Source organism: Brevundimonas sp. AVps5 (assembly GCF_058681515.1).
This window is the reverse complement of record NZ_CM178740.1, coordinates 1396322-1419385: the sequence shown is the minus strand read 5'-3', so window position 1 is coordinate 1419385 and position 23064 is coordinate 1396322. Positions and strand designations below refer to the sequence as shown.

Genomic DNA, 23064 nt, shown 5'->3' with positions numbered 1-23064 from the left:
TCAGAGACGGCGATGCATAACGTGCAGGCCGACAAGGCCGCGGGTCGGATGGTCGAACGCCTCTGGCACGGTGCCGATGATGTCGAAACCCAGCGAGCGCCACAGGGCGACCGCGGCGGTGTTCGTCTCGACCACGGCGTTGAACTGCATGGCGCGGAAGCCGGCGTTGCGGGCCCGGTCGAGGGCCGTCTCACCGAGCAGCCGACCGACGCCGCGGCCGCGTGCGGCGAGCCCGACCATGAAGCTGGCGTTGGCGACATGCGCCCCGCCGCCCATCTGGTTCGGCGTGACCTTCGCGCTGCCCAGCACCTGATCGGCGTCGACGGCGACGAGGGTGGCGCCCGGCGGTGTCTGCATCCAGATCACCTTCGCCTGAGCCTCCGTCAGGTCGCGCGGATAGGTGTAGGTCTCCCCTGCCCGCACGACGGCCTCGACGATCGGCCAGATGGCCGGCCAGTCGGCTTCGGTCGCGAGCCGGACGGAGACCTGGCTCACGCCCCCGCGACCCGCGCCAGGTCGGTTGTGATCCGCTCGGCGACCTTCAGGCGATCCTCAGGCGTCGGCCAGTCGCCCTTGACGACAATCTTCTGGTCCGGGCGGAGCTTCCACGACGCGTGGTTCTTCTGGATCAGCCCGACCAGTCCCATCGGGTTCGGGAAGGTATTGTCCCGCAGGGTCAGGACGCAGCCCTTGGGCCCGATATCGATGCGCTCGATGGAGGCCTTTTTGCAGTTCGCCTTCACGCCCACGATGCGGAGAAGTTGCTTCGCCTCGTCCGGCAGGGGACCGAACCGGTCGATCAGTTCGGCGGCCAGGGCCTCGCGGGTCTCGGTGTTCTCGGCGTCCGACAGACGGCGATAGAGGCTGAGGCGGACGTTCAGGTCCGAGACGTAATCCTCTGGAATCAGGACCGCTGCGCCGACATTGATCGCCGGAGACCAGCCGCGATCGACGACCCCGCCCTCGCCGTTCTGGCGCAGCTCGGCGACCGCGTCCTCGAGCATCTGCTGGTACAGTTCGACCCCGACCTCGCGTATATGGCCCGACTGTTCGTCGCCCAGGAGGTTGCCGCCGCCGCGCTGATCGAGGTCGTGCGAGGCGAGCTGGAAGCCGGCGCCGAGGTTGTCGAGCGACTGCAGCACCTGCAGCCGGCGCTCGGCCGACAGGGTCATCGGCCGCTTGGGATCGATCGTGAGATAGGCGAAGGCGCGGGCCTTGGACCGGCCGATACGGCCCCGGATCTGGTGCAACTGGGCCAGGCCGAACATGTCGGCGCGATGCACGATCAGGGTGTTGGCGGTCGGAATGTCGATGCCGCTCTCCACGATCGTGGTTGAGACCAGCACGTCGTAGCTGCCGTCGTAGAAGGCGCTCATCACGTCTTCCAGCTGGGTCGGGCTCATCTGGCCGTGACCGACGACGAATTTGATCTCCGGCACCTGGACGCGGAGGAATTCCTCGATGTCGGGCAGGTCAGACAGGCGCGGACAGACGTAGAAGGCCTGGCCACCCCGATATTTTTCGCGCAGCAGGGCTTCGCGGACCATGACGGGGTCCCAGGGGGCGACATAGGTCCGTACGGCCAGACGATCGACTGGTGGGGTCGCGATAATAGACATTTCGCGAATGCCGGACAGGGCCATCTGGAGGGTGCGCGGGATCGGCGTGGCGGTCAGGGTCAGCAGGTGGACGTCGGCGCGCAGGCTCTTGAGCTTCTCCTTGTGCTTGACGCCGAAATGCTGCTCCTCGTCGACGATGACGAGGCCGAGGTCCTTGAACCCGACATGTTCGGCCAACACCGCGTGGGTGCCGACGACGATCTCGAACTGGCCGTCCTTGAGGCCCGCACGCGTCTCGGCCGCGTCTTTTGCGGTGACCATGCGCGACAGGTGGCGGACCTTGATCGGCCAGCCCGCGAACCGCTCGGAGAAGGTCTTGAAGTGTTGGCGGGCCAGAAGGGTCGTCGGACAGACGATGGCGACCTGCTGACCGCTCATGGCCACGACGAAGGCGGCCCGGATGGCCACCTCGGTCTTGCCGAAACCGACGTCGCCGCAGATCAGCCGATCCATCGGCACGCCCTTGCCGAGATCCTCCAGCACGTCGCCGATGGCGTTGAGCTGGTCGTCCGTCTCCTCGTAGGGGAAGCGGGCGCAGAATTCGTCGAACAGGCCGGCCGGCGGGGTGATCGCCTCCCCGACCCTGAGCGCGCGTTTGGCCGCCAGCGCGATGAGCCCCTCGGCCATGTCGCGCAGACGGGCCCTGGCCCTGGCCTTGCGCCCCTGCCAGGCGGCTCCGCCGAGGCGGTCGAGCTGGACGCCGTCGGATTCGGACCCATAACGCGTCAGAAGATCAATATTTTCAACAGGCAGATAGAGTTTGCTCTCACCGGCGTAGAGCAGCTCGAGACAGTCGTGCGGCGCCTCCTGGATGTCGAGCGTTCTCAGACCTTCGTAGCGGCCGATGCCGTGATCGAGGTGGACGACGAGGTCGCCCGTCGTCAGGGCCGAGGCCTCGGCGAGGAAGTTGGACGCCCGGCGCTTGCGCTTTGGCCGCGCCAGCCGATCGCCGAGAATGTCGGTCTCGGAGATGACGGCGAGGTCGCCGGTCGTGAAGCCGTGCTCCACCGGCAGGACGGCGCGAAGGTAGAGGTCCTTCGACGCCTTCTGGACGTCGGCCCAGTCGCGCACGGCCACGACATGCTCCAGCCCGTGGTCGGCCAGCATGACGCCGAGGCGATCGGACGAGCCTTCGCTCCAGGAGGCAAACAGAACCCGTTTGCCGTCGGCCTTCAGCTTCGCGGCATGGTCGGCGACGGCCTCGAAAAGGTTGACGCTGTCCTGCGCCCGTTCGGCCCCGAAGGTGCGGCCCAGACGCCCGCCGGCATCCTCGGCTGCGGCGTCGAACGGCGACAGGCGACGCACGGCGCGGCCTGCGAGCGCAGAGTTCCAGTCGGCGTCGGGCAGGTAGAGACGATCCGGCGGCAAGGCGCGGTTGGCGGCCCCGCCCTTGGCTTTCGACGCCTCCTGACGCGCTTCGTAAGCGTCGCGGGTCAGGTTCCAGCGTTCGCCGCGGGCGGCCTCGACCTGGTTGTCGAGGAAGATCGAGGCGCGGTCCGGCAGATAGTCGAACAGGGTCTCCAGCCGGTCGTAGAGCAGCGGAATCCAGTGCTCCATGCCCTGGCGCCGCGCGCCTTCGCTGATGGTCGCGTACAGGGGATCGTCGCCCGGCGCGCCGAACAGGTTCAGATAGCCGGTGCGGAAGCGGCTGATGGTCCCGGCGTCCAGCAGGGCCTCGGACACCGGCGTCAGCAACACCTCGCGCCGCTGGCCGGTCGAACGCTGGGTCGCCGGGTCGAAGGTGCGGATCGATTCCAGCTCGGAGCCGAACATGTCGAGCCGGACAGGCTCATCGAACCCCGGGGGGAAGACGTCGATGACACCGCCGCGCACGGCGTACTCTCCGCGCTCGTTGACGGTCGAGGCGCGCATATAGCCGTTGGTGGTGAAATAGGTTTCGAGCGCGCTTGTATCGAGCTCCAGCCCGACGACGGCCTCGAACCCGGCGGCCTGGGTCATCTCCCGCGGCGGCGTGCGCTGCATGGCGGCGGCGACCGTTGTGACGACCAGCAGGGGTCTGGTCTTGTCCGGCTTGCGGCGGGCCAGGGTCGTCAGGGCGGCCATCCGCTCGGCGGAGACGCCTGAGGTCGGGCTCAAACGGTCGTAGGGAAGACAGTCCCAGGCCGGAAACTCGACGACCTCGATGTCTTTGGCGAAAAACCGGAACGCCTGGACGAAGGCACCGGAGCGCGAAAAGTCGCGCGCTACGAAGACGCCGACCCCGCCCGTGGCCTGCAGCCGGTCGGCGACGACGAGCGCGTCCAGCCCCTCGGGCGCGCCGCCCAGTTCGTGATCGGTGCGTTGATCCATCCGTGCGCCGTCCATCAGCCCGCGCCCTCGGCCACAGCCGCGGCGACATGGGCGCGCATGAAGACGCGTAGCTTCGCCATCAATGGCGTGTCGTGCTCGGCCGGCGTGGGCCTGGTCTCGATGATCCAGGCGTAGATGTCGTGGTCGTTGTCCTCGGCCAGCAGAGCCTCCAGCGCGTCGAGGTCGGTGTCGCCGAGGGTCGCGCCCTCCCGCTCCATGAACGGGCCAAGCACGAGGTCGGCTTCGCGGAATCCGCGCCGCCAAGCCCGGAAGGTGATCCGGCCCAGACGCTGCCGGCGCCCAAGGTCGTCAAAGCCGGCTTCGGCACGCGCATCGTTATCGGCCACAAGAATCCTTGCCCGTTCAGTCATTCAACAGATGCGTTCAGATAGCGATCCATCCCGCGTTTCGCCAGCGCGCTTGCACCGTCTAATGTCATCAGTGATGCGGCCCCAGATTCTCTTTCCCCTGTTCGCGGAGGTCACCAGCCTGAAGGGGGTGGGGACCAAGGTCGCGCCCCTGATCCAGAAGCTGGCCGGGCCGCTGGTGCGCGACCTGCTGTTCCTGGCGCCGGCCGGGGTGATCACACGACGGAGAACGAATGCGGCGGACGCGGTCGAGGGCGAGGTCGGGGTCTTCGACGTCATCGTCGACCGCATGATCGCGCCGGGCCGACCGGGCGTGCCGCTGAAGGTCCGGGCCTCGGACGAGACCGGCTTCGTGCATCTGATCTGGTTCGGCGGCAGTCCCCAGCACATCGATCGGCAACTGCCCCAGGGCGAGCGGAGGCTGGTCTCCGGCAAGGTCGAGCGGTTCAACGGCGAGGTGCAGATCGTCCACCCAGACTGGATCGTGCCGCTCGACAAGGCCGAAGAGATTCCCGCCGTCGAGCCCGTCTATCCGGCGACCGCAGGCCTGACCTCGCGGGTGGTGCGGAAACTGGCGCTGGGAGCCCTGGCCGTCGCGCCGGAGCTGGACGAATGGCAGGACGCCGCCTGGCTGGCCAGACAAGGCTGGGCGGGCTGGCATGCGGCGATCGAAGCCCTGCATGCGCCGACAGGAGAAGCGGACCTGTCGCCTGACGCCGCGCCGCGCCAGAGGCTCGCCTATGATGAACTTTTCGCGCATCAGCTGGCGTTGGCCCGGCGCAAGCATGCGCGCCAGATCACGCGAGCGCCAATCCTCTCGCCCGGTGATGTGTCGCAGGCGCTACTGACCGCCCTGCCCTTCACCCTGACCGGCGCACAGGCACAGGCCTTGGCGGAAATCCGCCGGGACCTCGCCTCGGGCGAACAGATGGGTCGACTGCTTCAAGGGGATGTCGGCTCGGGCAAGACGGCGGTCGCGGCCCTGGCCCTGGCCGATGCGGCGGGGTCGGGCTTTCAGGCCGCCCTGATGGCGCCGACAGAAATTCTCGCGCGCCAGCACTATCAACGGCTGGCGCCGATGCTTGAGGCGGCGGGCGCGCCGACCGTCCTGCTGACCGGCCGCGATACGCCGGCGGAGCGGCGCGAGCGGCTGGCAGCCCTGGCGTCGGGCGAGGCGAAGGTTGCCATCGGCACCCACGCCCTGTTCCAGGAAGCGGTGCGCTTCGACCGGCTGGCCCTGGCGGTCATCGACGAACAGCACCGGTTTGGCGTCAACGAGCGCGCCCGGCTACAGGCCAAGGGTGATCCGCGTATCGGCGGGGTCCACCTGCTGACCATGTCGGCGACACCGATTCCCCGCACCCTGGAGCTGACCCAGTACGGCGAACTGGAGGTCAGCCGGTTGATGGAGAAGCCGCCGGGACGGACGCCGATCTCCACGGCCGTCCTGCCCCTCGCCCGCATCGGCGAGGTGGCCCAGCGGCTGAAGGCCGCGGTCGAAGGCGGCGCGCAGGCCTACTGGATCTGTCCGCTGGTGGCGGAATCCGAGGTCAGCGATCTGGCTGCAGCGGAGGAGCGGGCGCGGGACCTGCGGCGCATCCTGAGCATCGAGGTCGGGCTGGCGCATGGGCAGATGCCGGGTGCCGAGCGTGAGGCGGTCATGGCGGACTTCGCCGACGGGCGGCTGTCGGTGCTGGTGGCGACGACCGTGGTCGAGGTCGGCGTCGACGTGCCCAACGCCACCATCATGGTGATTGAGCACGCCGACCGGTTCGGCCTGGCCCAGTTGCACCAGCTGCGCGGGCGGGTCGGTCGGGGGGCGAAATCGAGCGCCTGCATTCTGCTGTACGGGAGTCAGGACGGCGGTTTGGGGGACACGGCGCGCGAGAGGCTGGAGACCCTGAGGCGGAGTGAGGACGGGTTCGAGATCGCGGAGGAGGACTTCCGTCTGCGCGGCGGCGGGGATCCCCTCGGGCTCAGGCAGAGCGGCTTCCCGGCCTATCGGTTCGCCGATCCGATCCGGCATCGATCCCTGCTGCTGGCGGCGGCGGACGATGCGAGGCTGGTGCTGGGGCGAGATCCCGACCTGAACAGTCCGAGGGGCGAAGCGATCAAGGTGCTGGAGGCGTTGTTCGACTGGAGGACGGATCGGACCGGGCTGGACTAGAGTCCATTGGAGGCGATCCAGACATTGAGACGACGCTCAACGTCTGCCTCAATATCGGAATAGAATAGATTGTAGGGACGGGCTTTTCTGCGGTCCGCCCAGTTTCCGACCTCGCGGAAGGACTCCGTCGTGAGTTCGGTATGACGCAGGATGCCTTCCTTGCACTGGGTCGCCACGGCGCGGTCGATGAAGGCGGGCCGGACGCCCCATTCCAGGCCTGTCGCGTTGGCCGCGCCATGGTGCAGGCGGGCGGGGACAGCCGCGTCGCTGCGGGCTCCGCTGACAGGATTGACGCACAAGGCCGGGCGGCCCGCGAGATCGACCAGTCGCCCCGACCCATCCCAGACCAGGGCCCGTCGCAGACGTCGCCAGACGGCGCCGTCGTTGTCATCTCCGACCTGGGACCAGCCGACGATGCAGCCGATGCTGGTCGCGGTGGCGCAGGCCGGCACGGCGGGCGACAGATTGTCGGCGGCAACGATCACATCCATCAGATAGACGGCAGCGACCCTGTTCCGCAGGGCCACATCGTTCGCCACCCTCTCGCGCACCAGCCGGTCGATCAGCTCGCCACCCTGTTCCACCCCCGCCAGCACCAGAGGCCCGGTCGGGTGGGCGGTCAGCCAGGCCTCGAAAGCCGCAAGGGCGTCGCCATAGGCGAAGGCGCGGGCGTCGCGGGCGTCGTCCCTCAGGGTCAGACGGGTGTAGAGTGAGGCCTGACGATAGCGCGGCATGCTGATCGCACCGGCGCGGGCGAACGGACCGGCGTAGTTCGGGATGACCACCCTCTCCAGATAGGCGTCGGCCTCCGGGTCGCCGATCCGCCCGATCCAGTCGTTGCCGCCGTTGAAGGTGGTGGAGTGGAGGAAGAAGATCGCGGCCGGTCTCGAGGTCGGGGCCCGGACCTCCCGCATCGCCCAGGCAGAGGCCGAGCTGTAGTCAGGCGGCGGCGGCGGATCGTAGGTCTGGAACGGAATTTGCGGATCGAGCCCGGCCTTCAGGATGTCGCCACGCCAGACCGCTACGGCGGTGGTGATCAGAAACACGAACCCGAACACGAGCCAGCCCACCCCTTGCCAGAAGGTCAGGCGGGGCAGTTTCACCGGTAGGGATCCGGCTGGGACAGGAAGGACTGGACGTAGCGGCGCACGCCCTCTTCCAGCGGCGTCGACTGGCCGCCGAAGCCGAGGGCGCGGACGCGGTCCATGCGCGCTTCGGTGAAATACTGATACCGGTCGCGGATGACCTCGGGCATGTCGATATAGGCGACCGCGGGGTCCTTGCCGGCGGCGGCGAAGGTGGCGTCGGCGAGATCGAGGAAGGACCTCGCCTGTCCCGACCCCGCGTTGAATATCCCACTGACGGCGGGTGTTCGGAGAAGCCAGTCGATGATGTCGACCACGTCGTCGACGAAGACGAAGTCCCGCAGCTGTCCGCCGTCGGCATAGTCGGGATGGTGAGAGCGGAACAGGCTGACCGTCTCTCCGGCCGCGACCTTTGGCCAGATCTGGGCGATGACCGACTTCATCCCGCCCTTGTGACCCTCGTTCGGGCCATAGACATTGAAGAACTTCAGACCGGCCCACTGGCGCGGGGCCTGGCCGCGAGACGCCTGACGGACGGCATACTGATCGAACAGTTTCTTTGAATAGCCATAGGCGTTTAGCGGCTGAAGGCGAGAAATCGACTCAAGGTCGTCGGCGTCTTCGAACCCGGCTTCGCCGTCGCCATAGGTGGCCGCCGAGGAGGCGTAGATCATCCGCGCGTCGTTTAGGGCGCACCAGTCCCAGAGATCGCGCGACAGGCTGAAGTTGGTGCGCAGGATCAGGTCGGCGTCCTGCTCCGTGGTCGAGGAGATGGCCCCCATGTGGACGACGGCGCTGACCCGTTCGGCGTGGCGTTCGAGCTGCAGGAACAGTTCCTCCGGCTGCCAGAAGTCGGCAATGGCGGACTTGGCGATGTTGCGCCACTTGCCGAGGTCAGCGTTCTCCAGCCGGTCGCAAACGACCACGTCCCAGCGGTCCTCGGCGCACAGGCGCGAGACGATGTTGGAACCGATGAAGCCGGCGCCGCCGGTGACCACGATCATGCGTCGCATCAGCCGGCCTCTCCCAATGTGCTTTCGGCCATCTTTTCGATCGTGCGGGTGGTGGAATAGCCGTCCGCGAATTTCGCGAGTCGAACCTCGCCGCCCCAGCTTTCGACCAGATCGCCGCCGACCACGCCTTCCCGCGTATAGTCGGCGCCCTTGATCAGGACGTCGGGACGCAGGCGTTCGATCAGGGCCAGAGGCGTAGGGTCGTCGAAGGAGGTCACCCGGTCCACGCTGGCGAGCCCGCCGATGACCACGGCGCGGCTGTCGAGGTCGTTCACCGGGCGGCCGTCGCCCTTCAGGCGCTGCACCGACGCGTCGGTGTTCAGGGCCACGACCAGCCGGTCGCACCAGGATCGGGCCTGGGCCAGGTAGGCGACGTGGCCGCGGTGCAGGATATCGAAACAGCCGTTGGTGAAGCCGACCTTCAGCCCTTGGCGACGCCAGGCCTCGACCTCGGCGGCCAGGTCATCGAGCGCCGTGACCTTGGCCAGGGCCGCGCCGGCGTGCTGGCTCATCTCGGCCTCGATCAGTTCGGCGGGGCTGACGACGGCTGTGCCGCTCTTTCCGACGACGACGCCGGACGCGAGGATGGCCAACTGGACTGCCTGCTCCAGCGACGCGCCCGCGCCGAGCGCCAGACCCAGGGCCGCGAGGCCCGTGTCGCCCGCGCCGGAGACGTCGAACACCTCGCGCGCCCGGCCGGGGAAGTGTTGCGCCGGCTCGCCGCGCCGCATCAGGCTCATGCCCTTGCCGGCGCGGGTGACGACGATGGCCTTGGCCGTCGTGGCGGCCAGCAGGGCCTCCAGCGCGGCCTCGATCTCGGCGTCGGTCTCGACCGGCAGGCCGGTGGCCCCGGCCAGTTCCGAGGCGTTGGGCTTGATCAGGTCCACCGCGCCATAACGGGCGAAGTCGCGCCCCTTGGGATCGACGATGACCACGGCGCCGGTCTGTTGCGCCTGCCACAGGGCCGAGCGGATCAGCCGTTCGGTGACCACGCCCTTGGCATAGTCCGACAGGAGAATGGCCGAAGCATCTGAAAACACGTCCTCGCGAGCGAAGGCACCAACCGCGACCTCCTCCTCGTCCAGACGCATCAACTGCTGGCCGCCCGAGACGTAGCGCGTCTTGACGATGGTGCAGGCGGCTTCGGTCCGATCGATGAAATCCTCGACCCGGTCTTCGGCGGCGACCAGTCGGGCCAGTTCCTCGCCGGCCGCGTCGGCGCCCGTGACGCCGCCCAGCCGGGCCAGACCGCCCAGCGCTGCGACGTTCCTCGCCACATTGCCGACGCCGCCGGGCATGGAGACCGAGCGGCGCGACCGAAGCACAGGGATCGGAGCCTCGGGCGAGATGCGGCTGACCTCGCCATAGACGTAGCGATCCAGCATCAGGTCGCCGACGCAGGCCACCGTCTGGCCGCGGGCGCGGTCGAGCAGGCTTTGCAGGGCGCCGAGGTCCAGGGTGCGGTCAACCATAGCCTTGGCCTATCGGATTCAGGCCGCCTTCGCCATCCGCGCCTTCGACAGGTCGTCATAGGCCAGCAGTTCGGCGGCCAGTCCCTCGAACTCCGACAGCGGCACCATGTTGGGGCCGTCCGACGGGGCGTGGTCGGGATCCTGGTGGGTTTCCATGAAGACGGCGTCGACGCCGACGGCGACGGCGGCCCGGGCGAGGACCGGCACGAACTCCCGCTGGCCGCCCGAGGATGTGCCCTGCCCGCCCGGCTGCTGGACAGAGTGAGTCGCATCGAACACCACCGGGCAGCCGATCTCGCGCAGGATCGGCAGGGCCCGCATGTCGGAAACCAGCGTGTTGTAGCCGAAGCTGGCGCCCCGCTCGCAGGCCATGACGTTGGGATTGCCCGCGCCGACGACCTTGGCGATGACGTTCTTCATGTCCCAGGGGGCCAGGAACTGCCCCTTCTTGATATTGATGGCCTTGCCGGTGGCGGCGGCGGCCAGCAGCAGGTCGGTCTGGCGGCTGAGGAAGGCGGGGATCTGCAGCACATCCACGGCCTGGGCGGCCTCGCGGGCCTGCTCCTCGGAATGGACGTCGGTCAGGACCGGCAGGCCGGTGACCCGGCGGATCTCGTCGAAGATGGGCAGGGACTCCTTCAGGCCCAGACCGCGCGCGGCGGTGGCCGAGGTGCGGTTCGCCTTGTCGAAACTGGTCTTGTAAATGATGCCGACGTTCAGCCGCTGACCGATCTCTTTCAGGGCGTGGGCCATTTCAAGGGCGTGCTGGCGGCTTTCCAGCTGGCACGGGCCGGCGATGAAGGCGATGCGGGTGCCGCCGCCGATGACGACCGGGGTCGTGATGCCGTTTCCGGAAAGGGTGATGACGGAATTCGGAGCGCTCACGGGCGGGCCTTCTCTTTGAGACATTCTGACGGATGGCGCGTTGGCAGTGCCACGCCTATGGGGCGGTCAGGTGGCCCTGCGCGCCTGAAGTTGCAACCTACCACGGAGATTTGAGGCGTGACCACCGAGGCCCCCGTCATCCTGTGGTTCCGCCGCGATCTGCGGCTCGCCGACAATCCCGCGCTGAATCAGGCGCACGCGACGGGGCGGTCGATCGTGCCTGTCTACATCCACGACGAGGGCTCGAAGGTGCGCCCCTCGGGCGGGGCAAGCCTGTGGTGGCTCGACAAGTCACTGCGAGCCCTGGCGGCGAGCCTTGCCGAACGTGGAGCGACCCTGATCCTGCGCCGGGGCGATTCGGAAGCCGAACTTCGGCGTCTGATTGACCAGACCGGCGCCGGTACGGTGTTCCTGAACCGCCTGTTCGAGCCCGACGCCTGGGCGCGGGATGCCGACATTGCTCACGCCCTGAAGGCCGAGGGAGTAGAGTGCAAGGGCTACAACGGCACCCTGATGTGCAGGCCGGGTGCGGTGCTGAACGGATCGGGCGGGCCCTACAAGGTCTTCACCCCCTTCCTGCGCGCCCTTCTCGACAGGGCTGAGGCTCCGCCGCACACGACCGGGCCGCTTGAACTGACCGGTGCCTCCAACCTGGAGAGCGATCGACTGGACGACTGGACCCTGCATCCGAGCCGTCCGGACTGGTCCGGCGGCTTCGACTGGACCCCGGGCGAGGCGGGCGCGTTGGCGGCGCTCGTTGAGTTCGTCGCCGGCGGGCTGTCCGACTATGGTGCGGGTCGGGATATCCCCTCGAAAGCCGGGACCAGCCGCCTGTCGCCCCATCTGCACTGGGGCGAAATCAGTCCGTGGCGGGCCATCGCGGCGGCTCGCAAGATCGCGGACGAAGGCCGGGTCAAGGCCGCGGAGGCCGCAAAATTCGTCGCCGAGATCGGCTGGCGCGAGTTCTCGGCCCATCTGCTTCATCACTTCCCGACCCTGCCGGACAAGGCGTTCCGGCCGGAGTACGACGCCTTCCCCTGGCTCGATGACGACGAGGGCTTCATCGCCTGGACGCGCGGCCTGACCGGCTATCCCATCGTCGACGCCGGCATGAGGCAGCTGTGGGCGACCGGCTGGATGCACAATCGGGTGCGGATGATCGTCGCCTCCTTCCTCATCAAGGATCTGCTGGTCGACTGGCGGCGCGGCGAGGCCTGGTTCTGGGACACCCTGGTCGATGCCGACCTCGGCTCCAACGCCCAGAACTGGCAGTGGGTCGCGGGGTCGGGTGCGGATGCCTCGCCGTATTTCCGGATCTTCAATCCCGTCACCCAGGGTCAGAAGTTCGACACCCGGGGTGGATACGTCCGACGCTGGATTCCCGAGCTGGCGCGGGTGCCCGACAAGTGGATCCACGCCCCCTGGACCGCGCCGCCCGAGGTCCTGCGCGAGGCCCGGGTCCGGCTCGGTCACGACTATCCGGGGCCGATCGTCGATCACGCAGCGGCACGTGACAGGGCCCTGGCCGCGCTGAAGGCTGTCACAGGGCGGGGCCGGGAGGACGACGACTGACATCAGCGACGGCAGTGATAGGGTGACGGCATGATCGCTCCCCTCGTCTCAGCATCCGAACTCCTTGCAGCACTCGGCGATCCCGACCTGCGTATCCTGGACGCCAGCTGGCATCTGGACGGCACACCGGCACGGCCCATCTTCGAGGCGGGCCATCTGCCAGGCGCGGTCTTCTTCGACCTCGAGGCGATATCCGATCAGGAGAACCCCCTGCCGCACATGATGCCGTCGCCTGATCAATTTGGCGAACAGGCTGGTCGGCTTGGCGTGTCGGAGACGGACCGCATCGTCGTCTATGACACCTTCGGCCTGTTCACGGCCGCGCGGGCCTGGTGGATGTTCAGGGCGATGGGCTGCGACCGGGTTCAGGTGCTGGACGGCGGCCTGCCGGCCTGGATCCGAATGGGCGGGTCGCTGGAGACCGGAGCCGCGACGCCTGCGGCCGCGATCTTCAAGGCGGATCCTCGCCCGGAGATGATCGCCAACGTGGACCGGGTGCGTGAGGCGCTCGCTGCGGGCCGGCCGGTCCTCGACGCCCGCGCCGCCGCTCGCTTCGCGGGGGCGGCACCGGAGCCGCGTCCCGGGCTGCGCGCGGGTCATATGCCGGGCGCGGTGAACCTGCCGTTCGGCCAACTGCTGACGGCAGAGGGTCTGATGCGCGAACCCGAGGCGCTGGAAGCGGCGTTCGCCGCCCGGGGTCTGGGCCCGGCGGACAGGCCCATCGCCAGCTGCGGCTCCGGCGTCACCGCCGCCGTGCCGCTACTGGCCCTGGCGCTGCTGGGACGCCAGGGGATGCTCTACGACGGGTCGTGGGCCGAATGGGGCGGCCGGCCAGATACCGACGTGGTCACGGAGGTCGTCACCGGCCCCTGACGATCAGGCGACGGCCGCCACAGTCGGCGGCGCGTCCGGCACGGGCGAAACCGGATCGTCCTTCTCGCCGCGCGACACGACCGTCGCGAGAACCAGGTCACCGGTGACGTTCAGCACGGTCCGGCACATGTCGAGGAAGCGATCGACGCCGAGGATAAGACCGATGCCTTCGGCCGGCACGCCGACCATCACGAGGATCATGGCGATCACCGGCAGGGAGCCCGCAGGTACACCCGCCGTTCCAACGCCGCCGAGGATGCAGACCAGCATGACCACGACCTGCTGGGTGATCGACAGCTCGATCTGGAAGAACTGGGCCAGGAACAGGACCGTGACCCCCTCGAACAGGGCTGTGCCGTTCTGGTTGGCGGTGGCCCCGACGGTCAGGACGAACCGTGCGATCTTGCGCGGAAGCTTCAGTTCCTCCTCTGCCGCCTTGAGCGACACCGGCAGGGTGGCGTTCGACGAGGCGGTCGAGAAGGCCACAATCATCGGACGCTGCACGCCCTTGAAGAACTTCAGCGGGTTCATGCCTCCGCCGATCAGCACGACCAGGGGATAGACCACGAACATGTGGATCGCCATCGCCCCCACAGCCACACCGACGAAGGCCGCGAGCCTTACCAGCAGGTCCCAGCCGAACAGGGCCGCCAGGTTGAACATCAGACAGGCGATCGCGATCGGGGCCAGCTTGATGACCAGATTGATGAGCTTCATCGTGACTTCGAGGATGCCCTCGATCACGTTCTGGAGCTTGTCGGTGTTCGGGCTTTTGGCCATGACCAGGCCGATGCCGAACAGCAGGGCGAAGATCATGATCGGGAGGATCTGGTTTTCCGACGCCGCCGTGAAGACGTTCGACGGGATCAGGTCCAGGAAGAAGGTCCCGAACTGGACGCTTTCGGGTGCCTTGTCCACGATGGCGGCGGCGCCTTCCGCGCCTTGGGCCAGCAAGGCCTGAGCCAGAGCCGGATCGACGCCGTCGCCGGGCCGGAAATAGTTGACCATGCCCAGACCGATGATAACGGCGATGGTCGAAACCACGATCGTCAGCAGCAGGGTCTTGATCCCGGCCCGGCCCAGCGACTTCAGGTCGCCCATCTCGGCCACGCCAACGACCAGAGCAGAGAACAGCAGCGGGATCACCAGCATGAACAGCAGGCGCAGGAAGATCTGGCCCGCCGGCCCTGTGACGTTTGACGTCAGCCACTGGACCCAGGCGACGTCCGGGCCGATGTACTGATTGACGTATAGCCCCGCGCCCAGTCCGATCACGAAGCCGATCAGCATCAGCCAGTGAAGCGGAATCCCGCCCTTTTTCGTCGTGTCCATTCTTCCCCCGAAGGTCGCCGCCCCGAGAGTCCGGGCACGGCCTTGAAATCTAGCGCACCGGAAGGCCGTAGATCAGGCCGCCCGGTCGAGCGCTCCATTGTGCATTCAACCCGCGGGCCAGGTCGAGAGGTGATTGCGAACCGAGATTCCGCTCGAAGATCTCGCCGTAGTTGCCGACGCCTTCAACCGCATCGGCCGCCCAGGTCTTCGACAGCCCCAGACGGGGGCCGAAGTCGCCTTCCACGCCCAGCAGTCGGCGGACCTGGGGCTCGCGGGCGTTCTCGGCGCGGTCCTCGACATTGGCCTGGGTCACGCCGAATTCCTCGGCGAGGATGATGGCGTTGAGGGTCCAGCGGACCACGGCGGTCCATTGCTCGTCGCCGCGCCTGGTGACGGGCCCAAGCGGCTCCTTGGAGATTACGTCAGACAGGACGACGTGCTGCTGCGGGTCGGCCAGGGTGGTGCGGGCGGCAGCGAGGGCGGAGACATCGGCGCTGAAGGCGTCGCAGGTCTCACGGCTGTAGGCCTGACGCGCGGCCTCTTCGGTCGGCAGGACCACGGCGCGATAGTCGATCCCCCGGCTACGGAAATAGTCCTCGGCGTTGAGGGCGCTGGTCGAACCCGCCTGCACACAGACCCGGGCGCCGTTCAGCTCCGACGCGCTGTTCAGGTCCAGGGAGCGGCGGACCAGGAAGCCCTGGCCGTCGTAATAGTTGACCCCGGCGAAGGCGAGCTGGCCGCCGGTGTCCCGGTCCATGGTCCAGGAGGTGTTGCGCCAAAGGACGTCGATCCGACCGTCCGCGAGAGCCTGGAACCGGTTCTCGGCCGTCAGGGGCACGAAGCGGACCGCATCGGGGTTACCGAAAATGGCCGCTGCCAGTCCGCGGCAGAAGTCCACGTCGAAGCCGCGCCACTCTCCCCGATTGTCGGTGTAGGCGAAGCCGACCAGACCCTGGTTGACGCCGCAGTTCAGCCGTCCGCGCCGCTTGATCGCAGTCAGGGTCGCGCTTTCGACCGGCGCGGTCGCGGTCTGGATCTCGCCCGTCCTCGCCTCCGTGACCGGGGCTTCGGCCTCACGATCACGCTCGCCGCACGCGGCCGCCAGGGTCAGGGCTGCGAGGCCCGCCATCCGCATCCAGAAAGCCGTGGTTGGTCCGCCCATGGTCTGTCCCGCGTTCGCTGTCGTCACGACTCTCCCGTCGTGACCCCTTGCGCCCCCGCTGCTTTAGAGGCCTTTGGAGCCTCGTCCGCAACCCGTCGAGGCCGCCATGGATCTGCTTTCCGACCGCACCCGGCTGATCGCGGCGGCGACCCGGCGCGGCGACGGACGCCGTCCGGTCAATCCGCCGATCGAGCGCGCCTCCACGATGTTGTCGGACGCCGTGGGCGACATGCGAAACCATCATCTGGGCCCGCTCTACGGGATCGACGGAACGGCCTCGCAGGACGCGCTGCGGCGGGCCGTGGCCGATCTGGAGGGCGCGGAGGCGTGCTGGCTGGCGTCGTCGGGGCTCGCTGCGGTGACCTTGCCGCTGATGGCCCTGACGCGGCCGGGCGACGAGATCCTGACCACGGACGCCGTCTATGGCCCCGTCCGACGTTTCCTGACCCGCCACATGGCCGCGCGCGGCGTCACGGCCCGGTTCCACCCTCCCGAAGCCTCCGCGGACGAGGTCACCGCGATGATTTCGGAGCGGACCCGGGTGGTGCTGATCGAATCGCCGGGGTCGCTGACGTTCGAGATGATCGACGTGCCCGCCCTGGCGGCCGCCGCCCGGGCGCGCCGGGTCCTGACCGTCATGGACAACACATGGGCCGCCGGACTGGCGTTCAAGCCTCTGGCCCACGGCGTCGATGTCAGCGTGCAGGCACTGACCAAATACGCCGGCGGCCATTCGGACCTGATGCTGGGCGCGGTCTGCGCGAGCGACGCCCAGATCATCAAGGTCATCGCCGAGGCGCACGAAGACATCGGCCTCTGCGTGTCGCCGGACGACGCGTGGCTGGCCCTGCGTGGGTTAAGGACGCTGCCCCTTCGCTATGGGGAACAGGCGCGGTCGATGAGGCAGGTGGCCGACTGGCTGGCGCAGAGACCGGAGGTGTCGCGCGTGCTGCACCCCGCCCTGCCCGACGATCCGGGCCATGTCCTGTGGACGCGTGACTTCAGCGGCGGCGCATCGCTGTTCGGGGTTGTGATGATGGGGGGCGACGACGAGGCCGCCCACGCCTTCCTCGACTCCCTGAGCCTGTTCGGCCTCGGCTATTCCTGGGGCGGGTTCGAGAGCCTGATCACATACGAGACGCCGCAGATGGCGTTCCGGGAGATGCCCCCGACGCTGGAGGGGCCTTTACTGCGGCTCCATGTGGGCCTGGAGGATCCGGCCGAACTGATCGCCGATCTCGAGGTCGGGCTGGCCGCCTGGCGGGCCGCCCTGGGCTAGGCGCCGATTTCGGGAATCATCCCGGTGACGAACGATCGCATGCCGGTCTCGGGCCGCAGCATGCCGCGCAACAGGTTCACCGTCACCGCCGCATGGTCCTCGAACACGAACCGGCTCTGCGTGAATTTGCAGTTGGCGAACCCGGGCTGTTCCACGCCCTTGAAGACCAGTTGGGCGTTCCTGAATTCGCAGTCGATGAAGGTGTTTCCGTCGAGAAGCTGACGGCCTTCGAGAACCTGATTGCGGATTTCGGCCATGCGGATGTCCCTTGCTGATGGAGATGGCGCGCCCAGCAGGACTCGAACCTGCAACATCCCGCTTAGAAGGCGGGTGCTCTATCCGGTTGAGCTATGGGCGCCGCGTCTGGCTCAAGTAGCAAGCGACCGCGCCGCGAGCGATAGCCAAAAAGAATGCGGCTCAAGTAGCGAAGGACCGCGTCCTGAACGATAGCCAAAAAGAATGCGGCTCAGGCCGCGAGCGCCCGTGGTGCCAGCGGTAGCCGCCCGCTCAATGCGTCCAGGGCTGTTTGCGGGCGGTGGCGAAGTTGTCAGCATAGGCCTTCAGAATCACCGGCGGCTCCTGCGGCTCTTGCAGGCGGAACGGGATGCCGTGACGCTCGGCATAGGCGACGGCGTCTTCTTTCGTCTCGAAGGTCAGCCGCACCTGGCCGTTCATGTCGGAAGAACTGGTCCAGCCCATCAGCGGATCGATGGTGCGCGCCGACGCCGGTTCGAAGTCCAGCCGCCAGTCCTTCGACTTGGCCTTGCCCGACTGCATGGCGGTCTTTGCGGGGCGATAGATGCGGGCCAGCATGGCAGAAACTCAGGCTAGCGGGAGATCCCGCGGCTCCAGCAGCGAGCGCCCGCGCCGCGAGCGGTAGCCGCCAACAATACCCCTGGCTCAAGTAGCGAGACGCCGCGTATCGAGCGGTAGCCACTCAAGACAATGGTCGGAGTGAGAGGATTCGAACCTCCGACCCTCTGGTCCCAAACCAGATGCGCTACCAGGCTGCGCTACACTCCGGCGGAGGGGTCTGCCAGCAACCGCGCCGTGGTGCAACGCAAGAATGACCTCAGGGGCGGAAGAAGGGGTGAACGACCTTGTCGCCGGCCTTGGCGCCGATCTCTTCCGCCCGGCCGGCCCGGAGTTCCAGCACCCCGTTGGCAACACCGTTCGAGGGGATCGGGGATTCCGAATAGGGCGTGGTGTGGTGAGCGATGGAAACGATCGACCCCGTCGGGTCGATGTAAAGAATGTCCAGCGAACTGGGCGTATTGCGCATCCAGAAGGATCGTTCGGCGGAATCGGGGAATTCGAACAGCATACCGCGGTCGTCGGCGAGCGGCGGACGGAACATCAGGCCACGTGCCCGTTCCGGCTCGTCGTCGGCGATCTCGACCCAGAACATATGCTCGCCCGAGGTCGTGACGATCTTCAGTTCCTCGAGCGGATTGCCTGCTTCATCGACCGGCGCGGAGGATCGGGCGCAGGCGGACAGGGCCAGGCCGAGGGCCAGGGTCCCGACAATGAGAAGACGTCTCGACAGCATGACCGCCCTTTCGGGGCGACCAGTCAGTCGCCCGGTCTGATTTCCGCGACCACCAGTCCCTTGGGACCTTCGGCGAACCGCACCGCGACCGTTTCGCCGGGGACCAGATCGTCCAGTCCGCAGCGACGCAGAGTCTCGATGTGGACGAAGATATCCCCGGGATCGGTTGCGCGCACCACGAAACCGTAGCCCTTGGTGCGATTGAACCATTTCACTGTCGCGGGCTCGAGCACGCCGGAGGCCTCGGCAATGATCGGCTCGCGGATCGACCGCGCATCGGCCCTCAGCCCCTCATAGCCAGACCCTCGAACGGGGACCTCGGGTTCTCCTTCGCCGAGCTCATGAACCTGAACAACCTGCCAACCCTTGGGGCGTCGGGCGCAGTCGCATTCGATGGCCGCGCCCTCGCCGGCGGAGTCCCATCCGCCGTCGCGCAGGCTGCTGATGTGCAGCAGGACATCCCTGGCCTCAGTCTGACCGGGGTCATCGGGCACGATGAAGCCGTAGCCCTTGCCCGCATCGAACCATTTTACCCGGCCGGCGATCCGGACCGTGTCCGGCGCGTCCAGCTCCTCGTAGTCAGACACTTCAAGCCCCCCGTCCGCACACTCCCTGCGAACGAGCGCATTTAACACGGTTCTGTGAACACGGGAAAATCGAAAAACGCCGGTTTCAACCGCGTCGGATGGGGACGGTGCTTCGAACGCGCGCTGGCGCGCGCCGGGGACAGCCCCCGAACGCACGATCCTGGGCATCGCAGGGGCGACTGCGGTCTGCGAATTACGATGAGTGGAAAGCCCCGCGTGGCAGTCCCTAGGGGAGTCGAACCCCTCTTTTCAGGTTGAAAACCTGACGTCCTAACCGATAGACGAAGGGACCGCTGCGCGGGGAAGCGGCGATATAGCCAACCCTCTCGGGGGGCGCAAGCACCTTATGACATCGTCATCCTCGGGCCAGGAGCGAAGCGACGCCGACCCGGGGACGAGCCCGATCTATCGGGCGGCCATCCGCGGATCGGCGACGTCCTCGATCTCGAACTGCACACCCTTGCGGCCGTTCCAGTCGTCCGCCTTCAGACGACCCACGACGCTGAGACCGCCCTGCCCCGCCAACAGAGCGCGGCCGGTCGGCAGGTCAGCGCATCGCCAGGCGATGGCCTTCACCGAAGCTCCGTCGGCGCCGACGAGGCGGCAACGCACATGGCCGCCGTTCATCTGGACCGGCTCGCGGGCCTGGACGCCATGAAGGGCGAACAGGGGCTCAGGGTTGGCCGGACCGAAGGGGGCGAGCCGTTCGAAATCCTCGAACAGGGCGCGAGACGCCGCGCCGGGCTCGATCAGGGCGTCGACCTCGACCCGGTCCAGGGCTTCCGCATCGCCCTGCTCACCGGCCATGGCCGCGTTGAGGAAATCCCTCAGGGCGTCGATGCCGTCGGGGCGCACGGTCAGGCCGGCCGCCATGGCGTGCCCTCCCCCGGCCAGCAGCAGACCTTCGCGCCAGGCTGTCTGGACCGCCCGGCCCAGGTTCATGCCGGGCTGTGATCGGCCCGAGCCCTTGCCGACCTTGCCGACGGCATCCACGCCGATGACGATGACGGGCTTTCTCCAGCGCTCGCGTAACCGGCCGGCGACGATGCCCACAACACCGGGGTGCCAGTCCTCGCCGGAGACGACCACGACGGCGGACCCATCCGCATGTTGGCCGGTCGCCTCGACGCGGCGGGTGGCGGTTTCGGTGACTTCGCGCTCGACCTCGCGGCGGGCGATGTTGAGGGCATCCAGTTCTTCGGCCAGGGCCTTTGCTTCCAGCGGATCATCGGTGGACAGCAGGCGGGCGCCGAGATCCGCCCGGCCGATCCGGCCGCCGGCATTGATGCGGGGTCCGAGGATGAAGCCGGCATGATTCGATTTGGCCGGGCCGGGCTCGGCGCCGGCGACGGCCAGCAGGGCCTTCAGCCCCGGATTGCTCCAGTGGGACATGACCTTCAGGCCGAGGCTGGTCAGGGCCCGGTTGAACCCCGTCAGGCCGGTGACGTCGCAGATGGCACCCAGGGCGGCGAGATCGAGCCACTGGCGGATGTCGGGTTCGGCCCGGTCGGCGAACAGGCCGCGCCTGCGCGCCTCGCGGTTCAGGGCGGCCAGCAGGACGAAGACCACGCCGGCCGCCGCCAGATTGCCCTGACCCGACGTGTCGCCGGGCCGGTTGGGATTGACGACCGCCAGACACTGCGGCGGTTCCTCCCGCATCATGTGGTGGTCGATGACCACGACCTTCAGCCCGATCCCGCAGGCATGGGCGATGGCTTCGTTGGCCGCCGCGCCGCAGTCCACGGTGATGACCAGATCCGCGCCCGAGGCCTTCAGCCGGTCGAACGCCAGCGGGCTGGGGCCATAGCCCTCGGTCAGGCGGTCAGGCACATAGATGGGCAGGTCCGCCCCTAACGATCGGAACCAGCGCACCAGCAGGGCCGCGCTCGATGCGCCGTCGACGTCGTAGTCGGCAAAGACGTGGAGGCTCTCGCCCCCCTGCATGGCCGAAACGATGGCCTCAGCCGCAGCGTCCATGTCCATGAAGGACGAGGGGTCGGGAAACAGCCGCTTCAGCGTCGGCTCGAGGAAGTCTGCGCCCTGGTCTGCTGCCACGCCGCGCGCCGCCAGCGCCCGCGCCAGCGGCTCGGTCAGGCCCAGTCCCTGAATATGGGCGCGGATGACCGAAGCCTCGGCCGGTCTTTGCCGCCAGGCGCGGCCCGACAGCGAGCGCGAAACGTCAAGGAACCCCGGTGCCCATCCTTCCTGAAGAGGGCCGGTGGCCGGGGCTCCGTCGGCCATCAGAGGGGACGCGTGGTGCGGATGCGCCGCACGGTGCGGGTCGAGGAGTCCATCACCAGCGTATGGGTGGTGACGAAGCCATTGCCCATCTGGACGCCGTCCAGCATGGCACCCTTGGTCACGCCCGTGGCGGCGAAGACTGCGTCCTTCGACACCAGTTCGTGCAGGTCGTATTTGCGATCAAAGTCGGTGACGCCGGTGCGCTGGGCGCGGGCGCGCTCGTCGTCATTGCGGAACAGCAGACGGCCCTGGAAGTGCCCGCCCACGCATTTCAGCGCAGAGGCCGCCAGAACGCCCTCCGGCGCCCCGCCCGAACCCAGATAAAGGTCGATACCGGTCTCCGGCTCGGCCGTGTGGATCACGCCGGCGACGTCACCGTCAGTGATCAGCATGACGCGGGCACCGACCTCGCGCAGGGCGGCGATCAGGGCTTCGTGGCGCGGACGATCCATGACGCAGACGGTGATGTCTTCGGGCCGCACGCCCTTGGCCGAGGCCAGCGAACGGACGTTGTCGCCCGGCTTCATGTCCAGATCGACGGTGCCCGGCGCATAGCCCGGCCCGATGGCGATCTTGTCCATATAGGTGTCAGGCGCATGCAGCATGCCGCCACCCGCTGACATCGACAGCACCGTCAGGGCGTTGGCCATCGCCTTGGCCGTCAGGGTGGTGCCTTCCAGCGGGTCCAGCGCAATGTCGATGGCCGGGCCTTTGCCGGTTCCGACCTTCTCGCCGATGTAGAGCATCGGGGCCTCATCGCGCTCGCCCTCGCCGATGACGATCTTGCCGTCGATGTCGAGGCTGTTGAGCGCCGTGCGCATGGCGTCGACCGCCAGCTGGTCGGCGTGCTTCTCGTCGCCCCGGCCGATCTGGGCCCAGGACGCGATCGCGGCCAGTTCCGTGACCATGGCGGCGTCGGCAGCGAGGGTCGAGGCGAAGGGGGCCGTGTCAGCCATGTCGAAAGACTCCTGAGGAGAGATGATCCCCGGATTCTCTCGACCGGGCGATAGGGACGAAATCAGCGGGGCGCCGGGCCCCGATCAACGGGCGGCGGGGCTGCGCCACGCTGGCGCGTGCGGGCGGCGAAGGCCTCGACCTCGGCCTGGGTCTCGGCCGTGACGGGGGCGATGGCCCGGGCGTCGATACGGCTGTTGACCTCGGCGGCGAAGGCGACCGGGTCGCCCGTCTGCCAGTCGATGCGCGCGGCCTCGGCGGCCAGATCCGTGCCGTTGCCCAGCAGAGTGTTCACCCGCGACGCCACCTCGACCGGCTCCGGCAGGAGCTCGCTCGAGCGCGGGAAATCCTCCCAGCGAGGATAGGTGCGATTGGCGTCCACCAGGGCCTGCACCCGGGGCGCAATCGGCGATGCGGTGTCGGTCTCGGGGTTGAACGCGCCGGCGCATCCGCTCAGCGCCACGGCGGCCACGGGGATCGCCAGACCGCCGAATATCTTTTTCGCCTGATGCGCGTTCATTTCGGGTCCGGTCTAAGCCATGATCATGACAGGCGGAAGGGCGGAGCATACGTCCGGCGTCATAACGGGACCGCGC

The 23064-nt window shown here is 68.0% G+C and carries 20 protein-coding genes and 3 tRNA genes; 4 read left to right on the top strand and 19 right to left on the bottom strand.

What is annotated here, in order from left to right; translation table 11 throughout:
- The 3 genes from ACW18A_RS07335 to ACW18A_RS07325 are packed head-to-tail and all read right to left on the bottom strand — an operon-like array spanning nt 1 to nt 4276.
- A complete protein-coding gene (locus ACW18A_RS07335; RefSeq protein WP_492024121.1) occupies nt 1-495 on the bottom strand; it encodes a GNAT family N-acetyltransferase in 495 nt (164 codons plus the stop codon).
- Nucleotides 492-3929, bottom strand: a complete 3438-nt coding sequence (gene mfd, locus ACW18A_RS07330) for a transcription-repair coupling factor (RefSeq protein WP_492024120.1) — start codon at nt 3927-3929, stop codon at nt 492-494. Before mfd ends, ACW18A_RS07335 begins: the two co-directional genes overlap by 4 nt.
- Before the next feature lie 14 nt (nt 3930-3943).
- Entirely contained in the window at nt 3944-4276 is a 333-nt protein-coding gene (locus ACW18A_RS07325) for a succinate dehydrogenase assembly factor 2 (RefSeq protein ID WP_492024119.1), read from the bottom strand.
- 97 nt (nt 4277-4373) lie between these two features.
- Here ACW18A_RS07325 and recG point away from each other — a divergent pair, with 97 nt between their 5' ends.
- Complete coding sequence (recG, locus tag ACW18A_RS07320) at nt 4374-6464, top strand: ATP-dependent DNA helicase RecG (protein ID WP_492024118.1); 2091 nt, start codon at nt 4374-4376, stop codon at nt 6462-6464.
- Here the strand turns inward: recG and ACW18A_RS07315 are convergent.
- Genes ACW18A_RS07315 through kdsA form a run of 4 tightly spaced genes read right to left on the bottom strand, consistent with a single transcriptional unit; the run spans nt 6461 to nt 10943 of the window.
- Entirely contained in the window at nt 6461-7567 is a 1107-nt protein-coding gene (locus tag ACW18A_RS07315; protein ID WP_492024117.1) for a DUF3089 domain-containing protein, read from the bottom strand. The genes recG and ACW18A_RS07315 overlap by 4 nt on opposite strands.
- Entirely contained in the window at nt 7564-8553 is a 990-nt protein-coding gene (gene rfaD / locus ACW18A_RS07310; RefSeq protein WP_492024361.1) for an ADP-glyceromanno-heptose 6-epimerase, read from the bottom strand. Before rfaD ends, ACW18A_RS07315 begins: the two co-directional genes overlap by 4 nt.
- Before the next feature lie 8 nt (nt 8554-8561).
- Nucleotides 8562-10034 carry a D-glycero-beta-D-manno-heptose 1-phosphate adenylyltransferase gene (rfaE2, locus tag ACW18A_RS07305; RefSeq protein WP_492024116.1) on the bottom strand — a complete coding sequence of 491 codons (1473 nt, stop codon included), beginning with the start codon at nt 10032-10034 and terminating at the stop codon, nt 8562-8564.
- 18 nt (nt 10035-10052) lie between these two features.
- Nucleotides 10053-10943: a 3-deoxy-8-phosphooctulonate synthase gene (gene kdsA / locus ACW18A_RS07300; RefSeq protein ID WP_492024115.1), complete on the bottom strand. Its 891-nt coding sequence runs from the start codon at nt 10941-10943 to the stop codon at nt 10053-10055.
- Between the two features lie 93 nt (nt 10944-11036).
- On the opposite strand from kdsA, the gene ACW18A_RS07295 reads away from it, so the two are divergent.
- A complete protein-coding gene (locus ACW18A_RS07295; RefSeq protein ID WP_492024114.1) occupies nt 11037-12491 on the top strand; it encodes a cryptochrome/photolyase family protein in 1455 nt (484 codons plus the stop codon).
- A gap of 30 nt (nt 12492-12521) precedes the next feature.
- Nucleotides 12522-13364: a 3-mercaptopyruvate sulfurtransferase gene (gene sseA, locus ACW18A_RS07290; RefSeq protein ID WP_492024113.1), complete on the top strand. Its 843-nt coding sequence runs from the start codon at nt 12522-12524 to the stop codon at nt 13362-13364.
- A gap of 3 nt (nt 13365-13367) precedes the next feature.
- Here sseA and ACW18A_RS07285 read toward each other — a convergent pair whose 3' ends face one another.
- Nucleotides 13368-14696, bottom strand: coding sequence for a dicarboxylate/amino acid:cation symporter (locus ACW18A_RS07285; protein WP_492024112.1), 1329 nt, complete (start codon nt 14694-14696; stop codon nt 13368-13370).
- Between the two features lie 49 nt (nt 14697-14745).
- Nucleotides 14746-15885: an amino acid ABC transporter substrate-binding protein gene (locus ACW18A_RS07280; RefSeq protein ID WP_492024111.1), complete on the bottom strand. Its 1140-nt coding sequence runs from the start codon at nt 15883-15885 to the stop codon at nt 14746-14748.
- Between the two features lie 79 nt (nt 15886-15964).
- Here ACW18A_RS07280 and metC point away from each other — a divergent pair, with 79 nt between their 5' ends.
- The gene (gene metC, locus ACW18A_RS07275; protein WP_492024110.1) at nt 15965-17137 is read left to right on the top strand and encodes a cystathionine beta-lyase; all 1173 of its coding nucleotides are present in this window, start codon (nt 15965-15967) and stop codon (nt 17135-17137) included.
- Here metC and ACW18A_RS07270 read toward each other — a convergent pair.
- The 10 genes from ACW18A_RS07270 to ACW18A_RS07225 form a co-directional block, all read right to left on the bottom strand.
- Nucleotides 17134-17394, bottom strand: a complete 261-nt coding sequence (locus ACW18A_RS07270; RefSeq protein WP_492024109.1) for a hypothetical protein — start codon at nt 17392-17394, stop codon at nt 17134-17136. The genes metC and ACW18A_RS07270 overlap by 4 nt on opposite strands.
- A gap of 24 nt (nt 17395-17418) precedes the next feature.
- Nucleotides 17419-17495, bottom strand: a tRNA-Arg gene (locus tag ACW18A_RS07265).
- A gap of 149 nt (nt 17496-17644) precedes the next feature.
- On the bottom strand, nt 17645-17950 hold the full coding sequence (locus ACW18A_RS07260) for an ETC complex I subunit (RefSeq protein WP_492024108.1): 306 nt from the start codon (nt 17948-17950) through the stop codon (nt 17645-17647).
- Between the two features lie 133 nt (nt 17951-18083).
- A tRNA-Pro gene (locus ACW18A_RS07255) sits at nt 18084-18160 on the bottom strand.
- A 49-nt stretch (nt 18161-18209) separates the two neighbouring features.
- On the bottom strand, nt 18210-18686 hold the full coding sequence (locus ACW18A_RS07250) for a DUF192 domain-containing protein (protein WP_492024107.1): 477 nt from the start codon (nt 18684-18686) through the stop codon (nt 18210-18212).
- A 23-nt stretch (nt 18687-18709) separates the two neighbouring features.
- Nucleotides 18710-19273, bottom strand: coding sequence for a cold-shock protein (locus ACW18A_RS07245; protein ID WP_492024106.1), 564 nt, complete (start codon nt 19271-19273; stop codon nt 18710-18712).
- 217 nt (nt 19274-19490) lie between these two features.
- A tRNA-Glu gene (locus tag ACW18A_RS07240) sits at nt 19491-19565 on the bottom strand.
- A gap of 113 nt (nt 19566-19678) precedes the next feature.
- Nucleotides 19679-21514 carry a single-stranded-DNA-specific exonuclease RecJ gene (gene recJ / locus ACW18A_RS07235; RefSeq protein ID WP_492024105.1) on the bottom strand — a complete coding sequence of 612 codons (1836 nt, stop codon included), beginning with the start codon at nt 21512-21514 and terminating at the stop codon, nt 19679-19681.
- Nucleotides 21514-22470: a class II fructose-bisphosphatase gene (gene glpX / locus ACW18A_RS07230; RefSeq protein ID WP_492024104.1), complete on the bottom strand. Its 957-nt coding sequence runs from the start codon at nt 22468-22470 to the stop codon at nt 21514-21516. Before glpX ends, recJ begins: the two co-directional genes overlap by 1 nt.
- A 62-nt stretch (nt 22471-22532) precedes the next feature.
- A complete protein-coding gene (locus ACW18A_RS07225; RefSeq protein WP_492024103.1) occupies nt 22533-22988 on the bottom strand; it encodes a hypothetical protein in 456 nt (151 codons plus the stop codon).
- Between the last annotated feature and the right edge of the window lie 76 nt (nt 22989-23064).